Source organism: Thermorudis peleae (genome assembly GCF_000744775.1).
Classification (GTDB): Bacteria; Chloroflexota; Chloroflexia; order Thermomicrobiales; family Thermomicrobiaceae; genus Thermorudis; species Thermorudis peleae.
Map to the genome: position 1 here is coordinate 423,322 of NZ_JQMP01000003.1, position 16,277 is coordinate 439,598.

Sequence of the window (16,277 nt, forward strand, 5' to 3'; positions counted from 1 at the left end):
GCGTGCGCAATACCGCGGGGGACAATGGCTGAAAGCATCGTTGTGCAAGGACTAGTCAAGCGGTACGGCTCAGTGCTCGCCGTTAACGACGTCTCGTTTACCGTCGGTGAAGGCGAGTTCTTTGGCTTTCTTGGCCCAAATGGCGCTGGGAAAACCACCACGATCAGCATCCTCTGCACGCTCTTGCGTCCAACTGCCGGCCGAGCGTGGGTCGGCGGCCATGAAGTCTCGCGTGAGCCCGATGCCGTCCGGCGTGCCATCGGCGTCATCTTCCAGGATCCGAGCCTCGATACTCAGCTGACCGCCGAGGAAAATTTGGCGCTGCATGCCCGTGTGTATGGCCTCCCCAGCACCGTGTGGCGTCCGCGTGCTGAACAACTCCTCAAACTTGTCGATCTCTGGGAGCGACGCCGCAGCCCTGTCCGCACCTTCTCGGGTGGCATGAAGCGCCGGCTCGAAATCGCCCGAGGCTTGCTTCATCAACCCCACGTCCTCTTTCTCGATGAGCCGACCCTTGGGCTCGATCCCCAGACTCGTCGCGGTATCTGGAGCTACCTCGAGCAACTCCGCGCGGAAACTGGCGTGACGCTCTTCCTGACCACGCACTACCTCGACGAGGCCGAGCGCTGTGACCGCGTTGCGATCATCGACCACGGCCAGATCATTGCCCTTGATACCCCTGACCGGCTCAAGTCACAGGTTGGCAAGGACATTGTCACGCTAACGACCGCCGATAATACGCGGGCGGCTGCCGAGTTGCGCGAACGCTTCGGCCTGAATCCATCCATTGTCGATGGAACGGTACGTGTCGAGGCTGCGCAAGGCGCATCACTCATCCCACAACTCATCCAGCACCTCACGGTGCCGATTCAAGCTGTCAGCCTCCACCGCCCGACCCTTGATGACGTCTTTGTCGCACTGACGGGGCGGCAAATCCGTGACGAAGAGGTGAGTGACCTTGACCGGATGCGCGAGCGTGTCCGGCGTGGTCGTCGCTGATTGCCAAGGAGTTGTCGATGACTACCACAACTACCGCGCGTCCAGTTTCTCCAGTTCTGCCCAGTCCTCTTGTCCGTGCAGCGATCGGCGCATTCACCCTCTGGCAGCGCGACCTCTTGCGCTTTTGGCGCGATCGCACCCGAATTGTCGGCAGCCTTGCTCAACCCCTCCTCTTCCTCGTCGTCTTCGGCGCAGGGCTTTCACCATGGATCGGTCGGCTTGGTGGAGCGCAAGGTGGGCCTGACTACATCCAATTCCTTTATCCTGGCATCATCGGGATGTCCGTGTTGTTCTCGTCGATCTTCAGCGCGGTCTCAATTGTTTGGGATCGGGAATTCGGCTTTCTCAAAGAACTCCTGGTTGCCCCCATTCCCCGCTGGTCGATCATCGTCGGCAAGGCCCTCGGCGGCAGCACCACCGCCATGATTCAGGGCCTGCTCATGCTTGTCCTTGCGCCGATCATCGGAGTCAAGTTGACGCTCACGAGCGCCCTCGCGTTGATCCCAGCGCTGTTCGTGCTTGCCTTCGCCTTGAGTAGCGTTGGCTTGGTGATCGCTGCCCGAATGCGCAGCACCGAAGGCTTCGGCCTCATCATGAATTTCTTAATGACACCGCTGCTCTTCCTCTCCGGCGCTCTCTATCCCCTAAGCAATTTACCGTCCTGGCTCACTGTCCTCACGCGCATCGATCCCGTGAGCTATGGCATTGATGCTGTTCGCAAGATCGTTCTCGAGGGCAGTGGCGCTCCCGAGTACGTCGTCGCCCAATTAGGGCTCACCCTGTTTGGGCGTTCGCTCTCTCCCCTAGTCGATATCGCACTGGTCTTTGCCCTCGGTTGCGTCCTGATCGGTGTGGCGTCCTGGCTTTTTGCCAAGCAGGACTAAACGACCGGGTTTTCTAGCACGAGCCCGTCAATCTCAATCCGCACCCTGTCGCCAGGTAGAAGCGAGAAGTCATCTGGCGGCACGATGCCAGTACCGGTCATCAGCACACCGCCAGTCGGAAACTGCAGTTCCTTCAGCAGCCAGCGGACCAAGTCGTCCGGTGTCCGCTTCATTAGCGCCGTCTGCGTTTCACCCTGAAAGACCACTGTTGCACCGCGGGTAATCGCCATCGTCACGCCAAGTGTTGTCAACCGTTCTGCCGTCACAATGCGGATCGCCGGTCCAAGTGCTGCAGCCCCGTTATAGATCTTTGCTTGTGGCAAGTAGAGCGGGTTTTCACCCTCAATATCGCGCGAAGATACGTCATCCCCAACGGTGTAGCCGAGCAACGACCCATCCGCACAGAAGTAGACGGCCAGTTCCGGTTCTGGCACGTTCCAGTTGCTGTCCTTTCGGACATGAATCGGTGCCTGTGGGCCAGCAACACGCCACCCAAGCGATTTGAAGAACAGTTCTGGCCGCTCTGCTTCGTAGACAAGGTCATAGATCGTCTTCACTCGTGCCTCTGCCATCCGGGCGTCGCGGCTCCGGAGATAGGTCACCCCTGCTGCCCAGACCTCCATATCGGGCTCAATCGGCGCAAGCAACGGATCTGTTGCCTGCTCAGAGGTCGGAAGCGCTGCGAGGAGCGTATGTGCCTCAGACGCCGAAAGCTCCGTGAGCAACCTGAGTGTGAAGTGCGCTGGTAAGTACCGCCCGTCACGTGCCCAACGTGGGCCGCTTGGTGTCGCGTGCCGTGTTAGTTCCATCCGCGCTCTCCCCTCCTATCTCCGCTGCCGCATCCTACGGCACTGGCCATATCCGTGTCGAGAGACGACCATGCGTCTTGGCCACCAATTGCGTATGGTTAAGGCGAGGGTAGGTATCTGAATGGACTGGACGATGTATCAACTCATTGCACTCGATATCGATGGGACGTTACTCGGGCCAGACGGCACGATCCCGCCACGCGTGCACAAGGCCCTCGCCGCTGCGCGCGATCGTGGTGTGCTCCTTGTTCTTGCAACTGGCCGCCGTCTCCGTTCAACGCTCCCTGTTGTTGACCAGTTGGGTGCAATCGTACCGGTTGTCGTCCAGAATGGCGCGCTCGTCTGGGATACCGCACGGGATACCCCAGTATCCATGACCCCATTTGACCGTGCCAACCTGGAGCGCGTCGTGCACGAGGCGCTTGAACGGCGCATCGGCCTCGTGCTCATCCGTGGGCCAGAAACGGGCGAGCCCGTCGTCATTACAACCCAGCCTGATGATGCCTGGCCCCAGCCTGACATCATCTCGGCCTTTCGCAGTGGTCGCATCGAACGACTCTCGGCAGACGAACTGCTTGCTCTCCCCGATGTCTATACAATCGATCTCTTTGGCTGGAACGATCGTCTGCTGCCACTCCTTCACGCGCTACGCGCTGATGGCTTCAGCGTCTATTCCGGCGCCTTAGTAACCGATGCCAACCTCCCGGCGACCGTTGCAAACGTCCACATGCCGGGTGTAAGCAAAGCTGCCGGTGTCGCTGCGCTTGCCCGTCAGCACGGCCTCACCCTGGAACATGTCCTCGCCGTTGGTGATGGCGACAACGATTTGCCACTCATTGCTGCCGCTGGTCTCGGCATTGCCATGGGGCATGCCCCGTCACATGTCCGAGAGCAGGCCAAACTCGTCGTCTCCGCCCCTAACGGCGTCGCTGAAGCAATTGAGCGTTTTATCCTTGAACCCCGCCAGCCACCAGTACTCTACCCGACGGCCGAACGCTAAGGCGCAGTATCACGCCAGGCGACTGCTCGAATTGGTGCACCGTCCAGACCGCGCAGTCGTAGTGGCAGGAATGCGCAGCGATAGGGCTGTTGAGCTTCCAGTGCTGCTAACCCGCGGAGGTTCTCGACAATGAGCACATCAGCTCCAAGCAGGCGCTCGTGTGTCGCGCTTGTCCCGCTCTGTGTTGCGTCAACGTTCAGTGCATCGATCCCAACGAGCGATGCGCCAGCGTCAACAAGCGCAGCTACGGCGTCCTCTGCCAGATAGGGATGGTGCAGGTAGCGCTCAGTGCCCCAGTAGACGTCCCATCCAGTCCGCACCAGGGCGAACCAGCCAGGATGGAATCCCTCCAGTTGCGGCAGGATGTGCGCTGCTGTAATCGGCGTTGCCTCGGCAAGCCCGGTGACGTCGAGCACATATCCAGTGCCAAGAAAGCGATCCACCGGGTATTCGTCGATGGTTTTGCCGTTCGGGAAAACGTGCGCCGGCGCATCAACGTGCGTGCCCGTATGCGTGCCAAGATGCAATGCAGTCACACGCCACGGTGGTGGCAGCGGATGCGGTGAAAACCGTGGTTCAGGATCCCCTGGAAAGATCGTCATGCCTTCCCAAATCTCATGCGAAAGCTCGAACGTTACCATCATCTTCTCCTCATCCTTGGCTCTTTCTCGCTGCTTCCGTCTTCCGCGCAGCATTGCCTTCGTGGCCCGCTTGCTGCTTTCCACCCGTGCCCGATCTGTGATAGAACCCACTCCTGAGCGGGGATTGGGCCTGGGAAGGGGTGGGAATGCCCAACCGAAGAGTGTGGTGGCGAATCGCGCTTAGCATCCTGCTCGCCCTCGTCTCTGCCTTACCGTTACCCGTGCCAAGTCGCGCTGCCACAAGTACGACAGCTGATCCACGCGATTTCTACGGCATGGTCATCCGTGACCCCTGGTATGAATTCAATACTGACCCCGAGCGCTATCCTCTCCAGGTCAACTGGACCTTTGTTGATACCATGCTCGCTGGTGTGGCTGATGTCGGCGCCCGCTGGATACGTTTTGAGTTTCACGCAGAGTACGATCAGCCACAGGGTTCAGGATGGATTGATTGGGCCAAGTACGATCCGCTTGTCAACCAGCTTGCCCCGAAATATGGATTCCGTCTCCTTGCTCTCCTCAGTTCCGGCATGCTTGCCGACGTCGACCCGTCCTATCACTTCTTCCATATTAACGACGCCCCCGACACTAGTGGCCGCAACGCTTATACTCGCGCCTTTGTCAGTCGTGCCAAAGAGATCGTTGATCATGCCGGCGATGCGATCTCGGCCTATGAAATCATCAATGAGCCGAATGCGAACCTCATCCTTCATCAAGAGACTGCTGGAGCGACCAAAGCTGTTGATCCGGTCATCTATGGCCAGCTTATGGTCGATCTCTACCAAACCGTTAAGCCTGCTCATCCAACGGTCCAGCTCGTTCTTGGCGGCATGCTTGTCGAGCAAGAGGACCCGACCGGCTACCTCACATGGTTTCAGGCCGTTGTCCAATCGCCGGCAGTCCAGTCGTTCCGTGCGCAGCACGGCCACAACCCGTGGGACGCAATCGCCATCCATCCCTACAGCCTCGCCAACTTCAGCGCCGCCTCCGTGCTCGCAGCTGTTCAGCAACTGCATAATCTGCAGCAACAATACGGTGATGCTTCACCAATCTGGGTCACTGAAGTGGGCATGCCAGCCGATGCTCCTTACTGGAACGACATCAAGATCATGGATCCCACACCCAGTGAGCTTGCTCAAGCCAATTTCTTGCGTGACGTCTACACTGGCCTCCACCAATGGCCCTATGTCGCCCATGTCTTCTGGTTCAAATACGAAGATTTTGGCGAAGGCGACCAGGAGGCGCACTGGGGTCTCGTCCATCTGCGTGATTCAATGCTGCATTACGCCCGTGAAGCAACCCCCTGGCCACGCAAAGTTGCCTACTTCGTCTACCAATCCCTGGCCAATCCCTCTGCGGTACCAACGGCGCCAGTTCCACCACCCACGAACCCAGGACCAGATGTTCGTTATTTCCCTGAGACTGGCCATACGGTGCGTGGGCCTTTCCTCCAGTACTGGCAACAGCACGGCGGGCTCGCCCAGTTCGGGTATCCCAAAACTGAAGTTTTCTTTGTTGCTGGCCGTGCTGTTCAGTATTTTGAGCGTGCACGGTTCGAATACTGGCCGGAGTTCCGTGGTACACCGTGGGAAGTCCAACTTGGTTTCCTCGGCCGCTATGCCCTCCAAGGTCGCGTCTTCCCACGCCAGCCTGCCCCCGACCCCAATCTTCCTCCTGATCCCAACCGTCGCTACTTCCCCGAGACTGGCCAGTATGTCCAGGGCCCCTTCTTGAAATATTGGGATGCGCACGGCGGGTTAGCGATCTTTGGCCTGCCAATCAGCGGTGAACTCCAGGAAATGAATCCCGCTGATGGTAAGGTCTATACCGTGCAATATTTCGAACGGGCACGGCTTGAGTATCATCCCGAGTTTGCTGGCACGGAGAATGAAATCGAGCTTGGCTTGCTTGGGAATCAGGTGCTCCGTACGCTAAGCTGGTATCGATAAAGGAAGCCAGGCGGGAGAGGATGTAGAACATGGCAGAGCAGACCGAATCGCGCGTGGCAGTCTCCGTCCCCCGGAGCAGCGAACTACTGCCGTTTCACCTGCCAGTACCGTCGAGTACTCCCTTGTTGCCTGCCCAGCGCCAGGTCGACATCGAGGCTATCCAATATATCTGCATCCGCGTTGCCGATATCCGCAAGGCGGAAGCCTTCTATCAAGGCCTCTTCGGCATGGACGTCCTCTATCGCGCGCATCGCACTGACGACGGCTGGACGTTCTTGCCCGCCGACTTTGACTGGGACGCTGGCATTCGCCAAGGGGTGCTGCCTGATTATGTCTTGCTACGCAATGGTCCGCTCTCGCTCTTGCTGGAGTTTGCCGGCCGTGGCGCGGTCTTCGTCGAACCTCGCCTCAGTCACATCAGTCTGCGCGTTGCACCTGAAACCCTGCTTGATATTCGAGGAGAAGTCCTTGTCCGCGGCTATGCTGTAGCCGAGGATCTACCACACTCATTCCTCTTCCGCGACCCATTTGGTGTCATGTGGCACCTGGCAACCAGTGAGACTGGACCAGGACAGTAAAAGGATGGCTGACAGTGACCGATCCGCTGCACGAACTCATCGACTTGCTTGCTGAGACACCCAAGCAGGTCAAATCCCTCGTTACCGGGCAACAGGAGAGCGCTAACGCGGCGACCATCGGTGCGGTGCTCGCTGATGCTCTGGCCGAGGAGCGGCGTGTCCGCGCGCATGTCATCAAGATGGTGCATGAAAACACGCCCTACCTCCGTCAACGCGACGCTGGAGTAACGCCCGAGGAGGCAGCACAGAGCCTTGAGGCGCTCGCAGAGGTGTTCGGCCGTGAACGTGGCGAAACCTTGACCTTGCTCATGAACCTCTCAATGCGTGACTGGGAGCGCGAGGGCATTCACGAGCAGCACGGTGAGCAGAGTGTCGAGGACCTCATCGAACGCCTGGTTGAGCACGACCGAGCAATGCTCGATCGTCTCAACCAGCTGCGCAAAGCATAGCCTGTAGCCTTACGCCGTGAGCTTTGGTGCCGGTGCCGCTGCCTCAAGTACCGCCAGCACCGCGTCGATCTCATTCGTGGCTGGGATTGCTCGCACGACGACTTCGTCGAGTATCTCATCCCATTCCGCAAGCCCACGCTGCACGGCTTCAGCCGTCTCTCCCGCGACCGCCGTCTCGATCGCGCGCACGCCCATCCGTGCGAAGTGCGCGGCGTAACTCGGAATCGCTTCATAGGTTGCTGCCTCACGAGCCAGCCGCGCTTGTCCTTCAGGGCCAAGTGCTACCCGCACATAGGCATACCCGAGTGGTGCTGGCCGTCCAGCAGCCGCCGCTGCCTCATGGACCCACTGCATTGATTGCCGCGCGTGGGCTGGCGTAAGCCAGTTCAACAACACCGCGTCAGCCGCCTCGCCAGCCAGCCGGCACATACGCGGCCCAAGTGCCGCCACCACCAGTTCTGCCGGAAGTGCGGTCCGCAGTTCCGTAAGCCCCTTGCGGACTAGCTCGACTGACCGCGCTGACCCGCTCCCAATTCCGAGACGCAGGCGCTCGAGCGGCAAGCCCAGCGTGCGCACGTGCTCGATGATCTGTTGCGGTGTCCGCCGCGAGAGTGGCAAGACCCCAACCCCTAACCCAATGTGCTGCGTTACTCCCGCAGCGTAGGCCAGTGCAACCAACCCATCTCCCTCGGGTGTGTCATTGACCCAAAACGTCCGATAGCCGCGTTGCTCAGCCGCCGCCGCTGCAGCCTCAATCACTGTCCGAGGCAACACTGCGGCAATGCCGAATCCTCGTGCACCCATCCTGTCCTCCCTCGCTCTCGCAGAGAGGATAACACGTGGCCTTGTCGTGCTGGGGCTCAAGGGCGACGCAGCCGGTGAGCCGTCTGCTGCTCAACGCGGTGAGCTGGTGCCTGGTGGGGCGAACTCGGCGGATCAAGGCGCACCAGCCGAATGATCAGCTCAAGGACCAAGAGCTCAATACCGAACGTTATCAGCAGGGCGAACGGCGTGCTCAGCCACCGACTGCTCAGGAGCCAGATACTGCCAAGCATCATGACAAGGAGCACGCTAAATCCCATCCAAAAGAGGAGCCGCCCCACCCGTGAGGTCGCCAGCACGATCCGCGGATGCAGCGGGACACGAGCGAGCGACCAGGCGACGACGACAAGCACGACCCCAGCAATGGCAGCGATGACCGTTTCCATGGGTCTCTCCCTTGGTAGTCCAAGTTCTCCATAGAAACTATCGGCAGCATCCTGGGTTCAGGACATCCATCATGAGTGTGAGATTGCCCTAGCCCATTGCGGCTATGATCATCCTGGGGCGAATGGCGAAGATGTCCTACGGGTCACTTGTGCTATGATGCCGTCCTGCCAAACACCTGTGGCATGATCTGGGGATGAGGAGGCAGGCCAATGTGGCCCATTCAACTCGTCCTCTTTGACCTCGATGACACCCTTTGTGATCAAACGTCAGCCTTGCGCTGCCGTGTGGAACTTGCCTTCCGTGCTGCCTTGTTTGACCAGTCGCCCGAGCATATTCAGCCGCTCGTCGAACACGTCGTTCAGTTGCGTCGCATGGACGCTGGTGTCCTGCGCGAAGTCTTGGCAGCACATGGCTGGAACGAGCAATGGCGCGTTGAACGCGCAATGCAAACCTATAGCGCAAACCGTTTTCGTGGCCTTGCCTTATTCCCCGAAGCCCGAACTATCCTCGACCGTATTCAGGCCCACTTTCGCACTGGCCTGATCACCAATGGACCAAGCCTTATCCAGCGAGCCAAACTTGTCCATCTCGGCTTAGCTGATCGCTTTCCACTTGTCCTGATCTCTGAAGAGGTCGGCTTTGCGAAGCCAGCGCCGCAACTCTTCGAACGAGCGTTGCAGTGGGCTGGTGTTGCGCCCGCCGAAGCCGTCTACGTCGGCGATGATCCCTGGGGCGATATCGCTGGGGCGCAAGCCGTCGGGATCCATACCATCTGGCACAATCGCTGGGCAAAGCCGTGGCCTGCCTTGCCACCACCTGAATACGAAATCCGGAACCTTCAGGCGCTGCTGCACGTCTTGCTCGGTGAGGGGCCGGACGGGGCCGAGGATGCTGCGTTCAGTAAGGCCAGCTGAAACGGGTATACTCTCTGATCGTGAGCGCCCCGTGCGGCGCCCTGGCAAGAGCATCGCGGCTGGCAGAACGGGCAAGCCGCACTATCATACATGAAGGGAGATCACCGGCATGATCGATGTAGCGACCGCTGCGGCATCTTCGCCAAACCCCAGTCCGTCAACGCCGCAGCCTGAAAAACGCATTGTCCTTGCGCCGGTGTTTGGATTCTGCTGGGGAGTGCGCCGCGCGCTCACCTTATTGGAGCAAGCCGCAGCCAGTGGCCCACTGGCTACTGTCGGTGACGTGATCCATAACCCTCAGGTCGTCGCTGCGCTACGCGAGCGTGGCATTGAGGTCGTCGGCAGTGTCGCCGAAGCTGCCGCTCGTGGTTTTCAGCGCGTTGCCACCACAGCCCATGGCGCCGGCCCTGGCCGTGCCCAAACAGCCCAGCTTGCCGGCCTCACCCATCTTGACCTCACGTGTCCGCTCGTCACCCGTGTCCAGCGGCTTGCCGTCAAGCTCGTGAACCAGGGCTATTTCCTCGTCGTCTATGGCGATGCCACCCATCCTGAAGTACGTGGCGTGCTCGCCTGGGCCGGTACTGCCCGCGCGTGTGCGGCTAAGGAACCCGACGCACTCCCCTGGGCAAACAACGTTGCCGTGCCCCGCAAAGTCGCTGTCATTAGCCAGACGACCAAGATGCCTCAGGCCTTTGCTGCCTTTGCTCAGGCTGTCGTCGCGCGCGTGGCCGCTGCTGGTGGCGAAGTACGGATCGTCAACACCATCTGCGGCCCGACCCGTGCGCGTCAGGGCGCGATTGCTGCGCTCGCTGACGCTGGCGCAGAACTCGTGCTCGTTGTCGGCGGCCGGAAAAGCTCCAATACCGCCCGCCTCGTTGAGGTGGCGCGTGCGGCTGGCCTCGCCGCAATCCAGGTCGAGGGCCCTGCCGAAGTCACCGCTGACGTCGTCGGCACCGCCCGCGTCGTCGGCGTAACTGCTGGAGCCTCAACCCCCGATGCGGTCGTCGCTGCGGTTGTCGAACAGCTCCAGATGCTCGGCTATGCGCCTCCTGAATGGCCCGAAAACCACGATGACGTTGACCTCGATGATGACGACGCCTAACGTCACGCTGGCAAGCCCTCGGCGTGATTGGCGGATGTTCCCTCAACGAATCGTGGCCCGGCAACAGAATGTGCGGGGCACTACCCAGCGTTTCAGTGCTCAGCCCCTTATCCTTGCGCTCAGCGCTGTTGCCTTTGTGCTTTACCTCGTCCTTGCCTGGCGCGTGCGCCGCCGGCCGCAGTCCCAGCTCGACCTCCGCGCGACGCTGCTGCTCCAGCGCCTTCGCTCTCCTCTCATTGCGCGCATTTTCCACAGTGCGAGTTGGTTCGGCTTTCGGCCGCAAAGTCTCATCTTACCCAGCCTGACCATCGTTGGCTTCGCGGTGACCGGTAATCGACGCGAAAGCCTCTATCTCGTCCTCGCTTGGCTTGCAAGCCTTGGGAGTTTCTTCACAAAGCTCGTCGTGCGGCGACCTCGCCCACAGGATCCATTAATCCGTATTGTTCCCGCCGCGTTACGCGATACCAGCTTCCCCAGTGGACATACCATCCATTACACAGCATTCTGGGGTCTCACCGCCTACTTCCTGCGCCGCTGCTCGTCTGTGCCGGTCGCACTCCGGCGCTTACTCATCAGCTGCCTTGGCGCGCTCATCGCACTCGTCGGGCCCTCCCGCGTCTACCTCGGTCATCACTGGACGAGTGACGTTATCGGATCCTATCTCTTCGGCGGTGGCTGGCTGGGCCTGTTGATTACGGCGTACCAGTGCGGTCGGCAGACGCAACGGGAGTGACGTCATGGCAGGCACGACGCTGCTCATCGCCCACCGTGGTGGTGCCGTTCGCCCCGACGAAGAACACACCTTGACGGCCTGCAGCCGTGCGCTGGCCTACGGTGCCCATGCGCTCGAAGTCGACGTGCGGCGCACTGCCGACGGCGCACTCGTGCTCTGGCATGATGGCGCACTGGTCGACTCCACCGGCCGTTCCTGGCCAGTTCGAACTACCACGCTCGCCCAGTTGCGCCAGCTCTGGCCTCCGCTGCTTCAGCTTGAAACCGTCCTTGAGCGGTTTGGCTCCCGAACCCTCCTCGTCCTCGACCTGAAAGATCCAGCCGCCGTGCCTGCCCTTGCTGAGACACTCACCCGTTGGCCCTATCCTGACCGCGTCCTTGTGACTTCGCAGCAGTCGGCCGCCCTGCGCCGCTTGTCGACCATGGTTCCCCAGATCCATTGTGGCTTGTCTCGCGGTCACGCTATCCAGCATATGACGCGTATCGGCGCGGCCGGCGGCCGCGTGGGCCAATGGGCACTGACCCTTCAGCTCTGGTTTGGCCTTCGCCAGGCTGGTTGTCGCATCCTTGCCATTCAACATCGCCTCATCCAGCCACCGCTGATTCGCATGGCCCAGCGATCCGGCATCGCAATCCTGGCCTGGACAGTCGATTACCCCGCTGAAGCCCAACGGTTAACCAGCCTCGGCGTCTGTGGTATCACCACGAACGCTGTCCAGCGACTCGCCGCCCTCGACATCTGGCGATACGACCAACCAGTGAGTTGGCGTGACGTTCTTAGTCATCCTGCTCCTCGGGAATGTTCCGCTGCGCTTGCATGTTGTTCAGAGCGAGGAATGCGTGACCAGGCGGAAGGGGGACACCAACATGGGGTGGCCGCGGATTGGGATTGACCAACCAGACCGGCGTAGCGCCGTTGGCATGATTGAAGCCATCGTTCGCGCTGAGCAGCACGGCGTGCCAATGGTCTGGTCGATCACCGGCGCGCGAAGCCCTGATGCGCTCACGGCCTTTGCTGCAGCTGCCGTTCGCACAACGACTATCCAGTTCGGGACAGCAATCGTGCCGACCTATCCCCGTCATCCAGTCGTCATGGCCCAGCAAACCCTCGTTGTGCATGAGCTCGCACCTGGGCGCTTCCGCCTCGGCATCGGCCCAAGCCACCGCCCGACCATCGAAGGTGCCTATGGCATCCCTATGGAAAAGCCCCTCGCCCACCTGCGTGAGTACCTCACCGTGCTCCGTGCTCTGCTCTGGGAGGGACGAGTCGAGTTCCATGGCCAATACTTCCACGTGAACACGGAACTCGTTGGCAAAGCCCCTGTACCGATCTACACCTCTGCCTTGCGCGAAAACGCCTTCCGCTTGGCCGGCGAACTTGCTGACGGTGCAATCTCGTGGATGTGTCCTGCCCACTACGTACTGACCAAGGCGCTGCCAGCCCTCGAAGCCGGCGCAACGCGGGCCGGACGAACCGAGCGCCCACGGCTCGTTGCCCATGTTCCCGTCGTCCTCACCGATGACCCAACGCAAATGCACCAACGGGCGCGGAATGTCGTTGGCTCGTATGCCCGAATGCCGTTCTACGCTGCAATGTTTGCCGACGCTGGGTTCCCGCTTCCTGCCGACGGTACCCCCACGGATGAACTGCTTGATCATCTGGTTGTGTGGGGTGCTCCACAACGCGTAACCGAACGTCTCGTGTCCTTGCTCGATCAGGGAATCGATGAGCTCTTGCTCATGCTCATCTACGGCCCAGACCGCGAAGGCGATGAGGCGCAGTTCTATGACATCGTCCGCACCGTGCACCAGCACGTCGGTGAACGCTAGCGGATTCGCCGTTGCTGCTGCTAAGATAGGGACGAGGTGGCGGCTTTGTCGGGGAGGACGACATGACGGTCTATAATCCGGCAATGATTGCGCTCGGCATCCTCGGGTTCTGGGGATCAGTCTGGAGTCTACCCATCATCATCCGAGCGCGCCGGTTCGGCTATCGCACGCTGTCAACCATCGGCTGGGTTGCCTTTGCCATCAGCGTCATCATGACCCTCGTGCTCTTCGTCGTCGGTATCTTCGGACGCTAACGTCTGCCAAGCACGTATTACCTGTCCAATGCCCAGGATAATGCTATCCTGGGCATTCCGTGTTTGCCATGCCGCTGACGCTTCCCCTCCTCGTTCAGCGAACCCGAAGTGGTAGACTGGGGCGCGGCAACGCCGAGGAGAGCAGCGTTGCCGAAAACGGAATGGGGAAGACTCGCGCCATGGGCCAAGTCGTGCCCTTTGCATCATTAGTAGACCTTGGCCAACACCTTCACGCGCGCGGCCAGCGGATTGTTTTTACCAACGGCCACTTTGATCTCTTACATCCTGGGCACGTTCGCCTCTTGCAAACTGCTCGAACACTCGGCGACGTCCTCATCGTCGGGATCAACACCGACCAAACTGCTCAGCAGCGCAAGGGGCCTGGCCGCCCAATCTTGCCGGAGTCAGCGCGCGCCGAGTTGCTCGCTGCCCTCGCCTGTGTCGACTATGTCACCATCTTCCCACACCCCACAGCCGAGGAAGCGATCCGTATCCTCCGTCCCGATGTCTATGTTAAAGGCGGCGATTATGCCGCAACCCCTGATGAAGAAGCTGCCGGGAAGACTCCGCTCCCCGAAGCAGCAATCGTTCGCAGCTATGGCGGCCAAGTCGTGATTCTCCCGCTGGTGCCCGGCTGGTCAACGACCGCTATTGTTCGCCGCATTCTCGATGCCTATTGTCCAGGTCAGTCCAGGGATGCGCAACCATGAGCATGACAGCGCAGGCGACCCGCAGTGAGCGCCGCCAGATGGTGCGCGCCGCAGCGCTCCTCATGGTTGGCACCCTGCTCAGCCGTCTCCTCGGCCTTGCCCGCGAGCAAGTCAACGCCACACTCTTCGGCACCGGAGACGCCATTGCTGCCTTCACCATCGCCGATAATGTCCAAACGCTCCTCTTCGACTTGCTCATCAGTGGTATGTTGCAGGCTGCACTGGTTCCTGTCTTGAGCGCATACACCGCCCCCGAGCAACGAGCTGAGTTACGTCGCATCGTCGGTGCGCTCCTCACACTGGCATTCTTCGTCGTTGGTGCCGCAGTGCTCGTGCTCGAAGCCGGTGCCCCGCTCGTTGTCGCCGTCATGACCGGCCTCGGCGGTGGCGCTGCTGCGCGGGGTGCGCAGACCGTTGCCTTGACCGTCCAGCTAGTCCGCTGGATCCTGCCAGCCACGCTCCTCCTTGCCTGGGCTACCATCTTGATGGGAACGCTCTACGCGCTCGATCGATTCGCGCGCCCCGCCCTGGCGCTCGCCACACGCAATGCCGCCATCGTCGTCGCTGCGCTCCTCCTCGGCCACACGCTTGGCGTGCGCAGCCTTGTGCTCGGCACGCTCGCCGGCGCCCTGCTCTTAACGCTGGTCCAGCTTGGCGGACTCCGCGATCTCCTGCCTCGACCAAACCTGGGATTCGGCCACCCGGCGATTCGGCGCGTCTTGCGGCTTTACGTACCAATCTTCCTTGGCCTGATCGCCAATACCGCTGCCGTGATCCTGGACCGTAACCTTGCCTGGGGCGTGAGTGAAGACGCGCTCGGGGCAATGCGCTATGCCACGGCGCTCAACCAGATGGTGCTAGGCCTGGTTGCTGCTGCAACGTCACTTGCTGCCCTGCCCCAACTCGCTCGTCACTTTGCCGCTGGCGACGAGCTGGCCTACCAGCGCACGCTCGGCCTCGGCCTCAAACTGGTTGGCTTATTGATCTTTCCAGCAACGCTCGGCCTTGCCGCGATCGGCTGGCCTGCCGTAACGCTCATCTACTTCCATGGTGCCACTGACCTTGCTGGCGCACATGCTATCTGGGTAGCGCTCCTTGGCTATCTGCCGGGAACCCTCTGTGCGGCCTTTGACCAGGTCGTAATCTTCGCCTTCTATGCCCGCCAGAATACCCGCACCCCTGTCATCGTCGGCGTCCTCGCCGTTGGAATCTATCTTGTAACCGCGCTACTCCTCGTCCATCCCTTGGGGATGCTTGGGCTCGTGCTGGCAAACTCCGCCCAGTTCATCGGCCACCTCATCATCATCGGCTGGCTCTTGCACCGCGAACTTGGTAGCATCGGTGATCCCACGACTTGGCCGGCGATCGGACGAGCCGCGCTCGCCGCCGTCATCATGGCTGCCGTCGTCTTCGTGGTGACGATTGGTCTGCGCCTCGTGCGTGCCCCCGAGTCGGCTGGCCTCAGCTGGCGGCTCCTCACTGTCGGAGTCCCGGTCGTCATTGGTGCCCTCGTCTACTGGATCGGCCTGCGACTGCTCCAGGTCGAAGAGGCGCAATTACTCGTCGCCGCACTCCGGGCTCGCCTGCTCAACCGCTGACTCCCCTGTGCTGTTCGGCGAGAACGTCGTGTCGTCCTCCGGGCAGGTAATGCAGAGTGCCTGGCGCACATCGGCCAGGGCATGCTGCCAATAGCGCAGCCGTAGCCGGATCACTGTCCCGTCGCTGTTGTCCGGCTGGAGGTTCTGCACAGCAACAAGGCAACTCTCAAGGGCACAAGCGAACGTCTCAAGTGCGCGGCTCACCTGTGGGTCGATAACCATTCGGGCATACCTTTCACGTCAGGACGGCTTCGTCTCCTACGCTTCAATTTTGTTCGGTGCAAGAGAAGAGTGGGGTTCCCGTACATGCTCGCTGCGCACTGCCAACCAGCGAACTGGTCGCCTACGCGAGGCTAACAGCAGCACAGGCTCCGGTACGACAGTGCCGTGCCAGCCTGAACCGAGAAGCATGATGTGTCGGATCCCTGTCCATGCCATGCATGCCCCGTGGCGATCTCTCCACTCGCCCTGCTCGTCGGCAGGCTGACTGGCATCTCCCCTGGTGTACCGCGCCCTCGATCGCCGTTGTGCAATAGCCCAACCCCTTGTGTGCTGTCGTACGCAGGTGGCTGAACACGCGCCTACGCCTTTTATCGTATGTACGTACATGCGGCATACG

The 16,277-nt window shown here is 60.8% G+C and carries 19 protein-coding genes; 14 read left to right on the forward strand and 5 right to left on the reverse strand.

The genetic code is table 11. From position 1 onward, the window contains the following. Positions 1 to 24 precede the first annotated feature (24 nt). Positions 25 to 999, forward strand: a complete 975-nt coding sequence (locus tag N675_RS04915) for a daunorubicin resistance protein DrrA family ABC transporter ATP-binding protein (protein ID WP_038038334.1) — start codon at positions 25 to 27, stop codon at positions 997 to 999. 17 nt (positions 1,000 to 1,016) lie between these two features. Further along, positions 1,017 to 1,883: an ABC transporter permease gene (locus N675_RS04920; protein ID WP_051914196.1), complete on the forward strand. Its 867-nt coding sequence runs from the start codon at positions 1,017 to 1,019 to the stop codon at positions 1,881 to 1,883. Here N675_RS04920 and N675_RS04925 read toward each other — a convergent pair. Then, positions 1,880 to 2,692 (reverse strand): fumarylacetoacetate hydrolase family protein, encoded by an 813-nt coding sequence (locus N675_RS04925; protein ID WP_038038335.1) that lies wholly within the window; start codon positions 2,690 to 2,692, stop codon positions 1,880 to 1,882. The two genes, N675_RS04920 and N675_RS04925, sit on opposite strands and share 4 nt — an antisense overlap. A 121-nt stretch (positions 2,693 to 2,813) precedes the next feature. Here N675_RS04925 and N675_RS04930 point away from each other — a divergent pair, with 121 nt between their 5' ends. Next, positions 2,814 to 3,692: an HAD family hydrolase gene (locus N675_RS04930; RefSeq protein WP_038038337.1), complete on the forward strand. Its 879-nt coding sequence runs from the start codon at positions 2,814 to 2,816 to the stop codon at positions 3,690 to 3,692. Here N675_RS04930 and N675_RS04935 read toward each other — a convergent pair. After that, entirely contained in the window at positions 3,689 to 4,336 is a 648-nt protein-coding gene (locus N675_RS04935) for a cyclase family protein (RefSeq protein WP_038038338.1), read from the reverse strand. The genes N675_RS04930 and N675_RS04935 overlap by 4 nt on opposite strands. 143 nt (positions 4,337 to 4,479) lie before the next feature. Between N675_RS04935 and N675_RS04940 the strand changes: the two genes are divergently transcribed. From N675_RS04940 to N675_RS04950, 3 genes are read left to right on the forward strand one after another with little or no spacing between them, the layout of a single operon-like run. Beyond that, positions 4,480 to 6,282 carry a glycosyl hydrolase gene (locus N675_RS04940; protein WP_038038339.1) on the forward strand — a complete coding sequence of 601 codons (1,803 nt, stop codon included), beginning with the start codon at positions 4,480 to 4,482 and terminating at the stop codon, positions 6,280 to 6,282. A gap of 29 nt (positions 6,283 to 6,311) precedes the next feature. After that, the gene (locus N675_RS04945) at positions 6,312 to 6,860 is read left to right on the forward strand and encodes a VOC family protein (RefSeq protein ID WP_038038340.1); all 549 of its coding nucleotides are present in this window, start codon (positions 6,312 to 6,314) and stop codon (positions 6,858 to 6,860) included. A 14-nt stretch (positions 6,861 to 6,874) separates the two neighbouring features. After that, positions 6,875 to 7,309 (forward strand): hypothetical protein, encoded by a 435-nt coding sequence (locus tag N675_RS04950; RefSeq protein ID WP_038038341.1) that lies wholly within the window; start codon positions 6,875 to 6,877, stop codon positions 7,307 to 7,309. 9 nt (positions 7,310 to 7,318) lie between these two features. On the opposite strand, the gene N675_RS04955 is transcribed toward N675_RS04950, so the two are convergent. Together N675_RS04955 and N675_RS04960 are read right to left on the reverse strand one after the other, a co-directional pair. Then, complete coding sequence (locus N675_RS04955; protein ID WP_038038342.1) at positions 7,319 to 8,113, reverse strand: LLM class flavin-dependent oxidoreductase; 795 nt, start codon at positions 8,111 to 8,113, stop codon at positions 7,319 to 7,321. Between the two features lie 56 nt (positions 8,114 to 8,169). Beyond that, on the reverse strand, positions 8,170 to 8,517 hold the full coding sequence (locus N675_RS04960) for a hypothetical protein (protein ID WP_038038343.1): 348 nt from the start codon (positions 8,515 to 8,517) through the stop codon (positions 8,170 to 8,172). A gap of 210 nt (positions 8,518 to 8,727) precedes the next feature. Between N675_RS04960 and N675_RS04965 the strand changes: the two genes are divergently transcribed. The 8 genes from N675_RS04965 (at position 8,728) to murJ (ending at position 15,658) form a co-directional block, all read left to right on the forward strand. Beyond that, complete coding sequence (locus tag N675_RS04965) at positions 8,728 to 9,432, forward strand: HAD family hydrolase (RefSeq protein ID WP_051914199.1); 705 nt, start codon at positions 8,728 to 8,730, stop codon at positions 9,430 to 9,432. Positions 9,433 to 9,541: 109 nt separating this feature from the next. Beyond that, positions 9,542 to 10,534, forward strand: coding sequence for a 4-hydroxy-3-methylbut-2-enyl diphosphate reductase (gene ispH, locus N675_RS04970; protein WP_081886872.1), 993 nt, complete (start codon positions 9,542 to 9,544; stop codon positions 10,532 to 10,534). Next, positions 10,518 to 11,267 carry a phosphatase PAP2 family protein gene (locus tag N675_RS13590; RefSeq protein WP_051914201.1) on the forward strand — a complete coding sequence of 250 codons (750 nt, stop codon included), beginning with the start codon at positions 10,518 to 10,520 and terminating at the stop codon, positions 11,265 to 11,267. The genes ispH and N675_RS13590 overlap by 17 nt, the downstream gene beginning before the upstream one ends. Before the next feature lie 4 nt (positions 11,268 to 11,271). After that, a complete protein-coding gene (locus N675_RS04980; protein ID WP_038038344.1) occupies positions 11,272 to 12,159 on the forward strand; it encodes a glycerophosphodiester phosphodiesterase in 888 nt (295 codons plus the stop codon). Next, on the forward strand, positions 12,134 to 13,096 hold the full coding sequence (locus N675_RS04985; protein WP_038038345.1) for an LLM class flavin-dependent oxidoreductase: 963 nt from the start codon (positions 12,134 to 12,136) through the stop codon (positions 13,094 to 13,096). Before N675_RS04980 ends, N675_RS04985 begins: the two co-directional genes overlap by 26 nt. Positions 13,097 to 13,158: 62 nt before the next feature. Then, positions 13,159 to 13,350: a hypothetical protein gene (locus tag N675_RS04990; RefSeq protein WP_038038346.1), complete on the forward strand. Its 192-nt coding sequence runs from the start codon at positions 13,159 to 13,161 to the stop codon at positions 13,348 to 13,350. A 179-nt stretch (positions 13,351 to 13,529) separates the two neighbouring features. Further along, complete coding sequence (locus N675_RS04995; RefSeq protein ID WP_038039351.1) at positions 13,530 to 14,060, forward strand: adenylyltransferase/cytidyltransferase family protein; 531 nt, start codon at positions 13,530 to 13,532, stop codon at positions 14,058 to 14,060. Beyond that, positions 14,057 to 15,658, forward strand: coding sequence for a murein biosynthesis integral membrane protein MurJ (gene murJ, locus N675_RS05000; protein ID WP_051914202.1), 1,602 nt, complete (start codon positions 14,057 to 14,059; stop codon positions 15,656 to 15,658). Before N675_RS04995 ends, murJ begins: the two co-directional genes overlap by 4 nt. Here murJ and N675_RS05005 read toward each other — a convergent pair. Further along, a complete protein-coding gene (locus tag N675_RS05005; protein WP_038038347.1) occupies positions 15,617 to 15,880 on the reverse strand; it encodes a hypothetical protein in 264 nt (87 codons plus the stop codon). The genes murJ and N675_RS05005 overlap by 42 nt on opposite strands. Between the last annotated feature and the right edge of the window lie 397 nt (positions 15,881 to 16,277).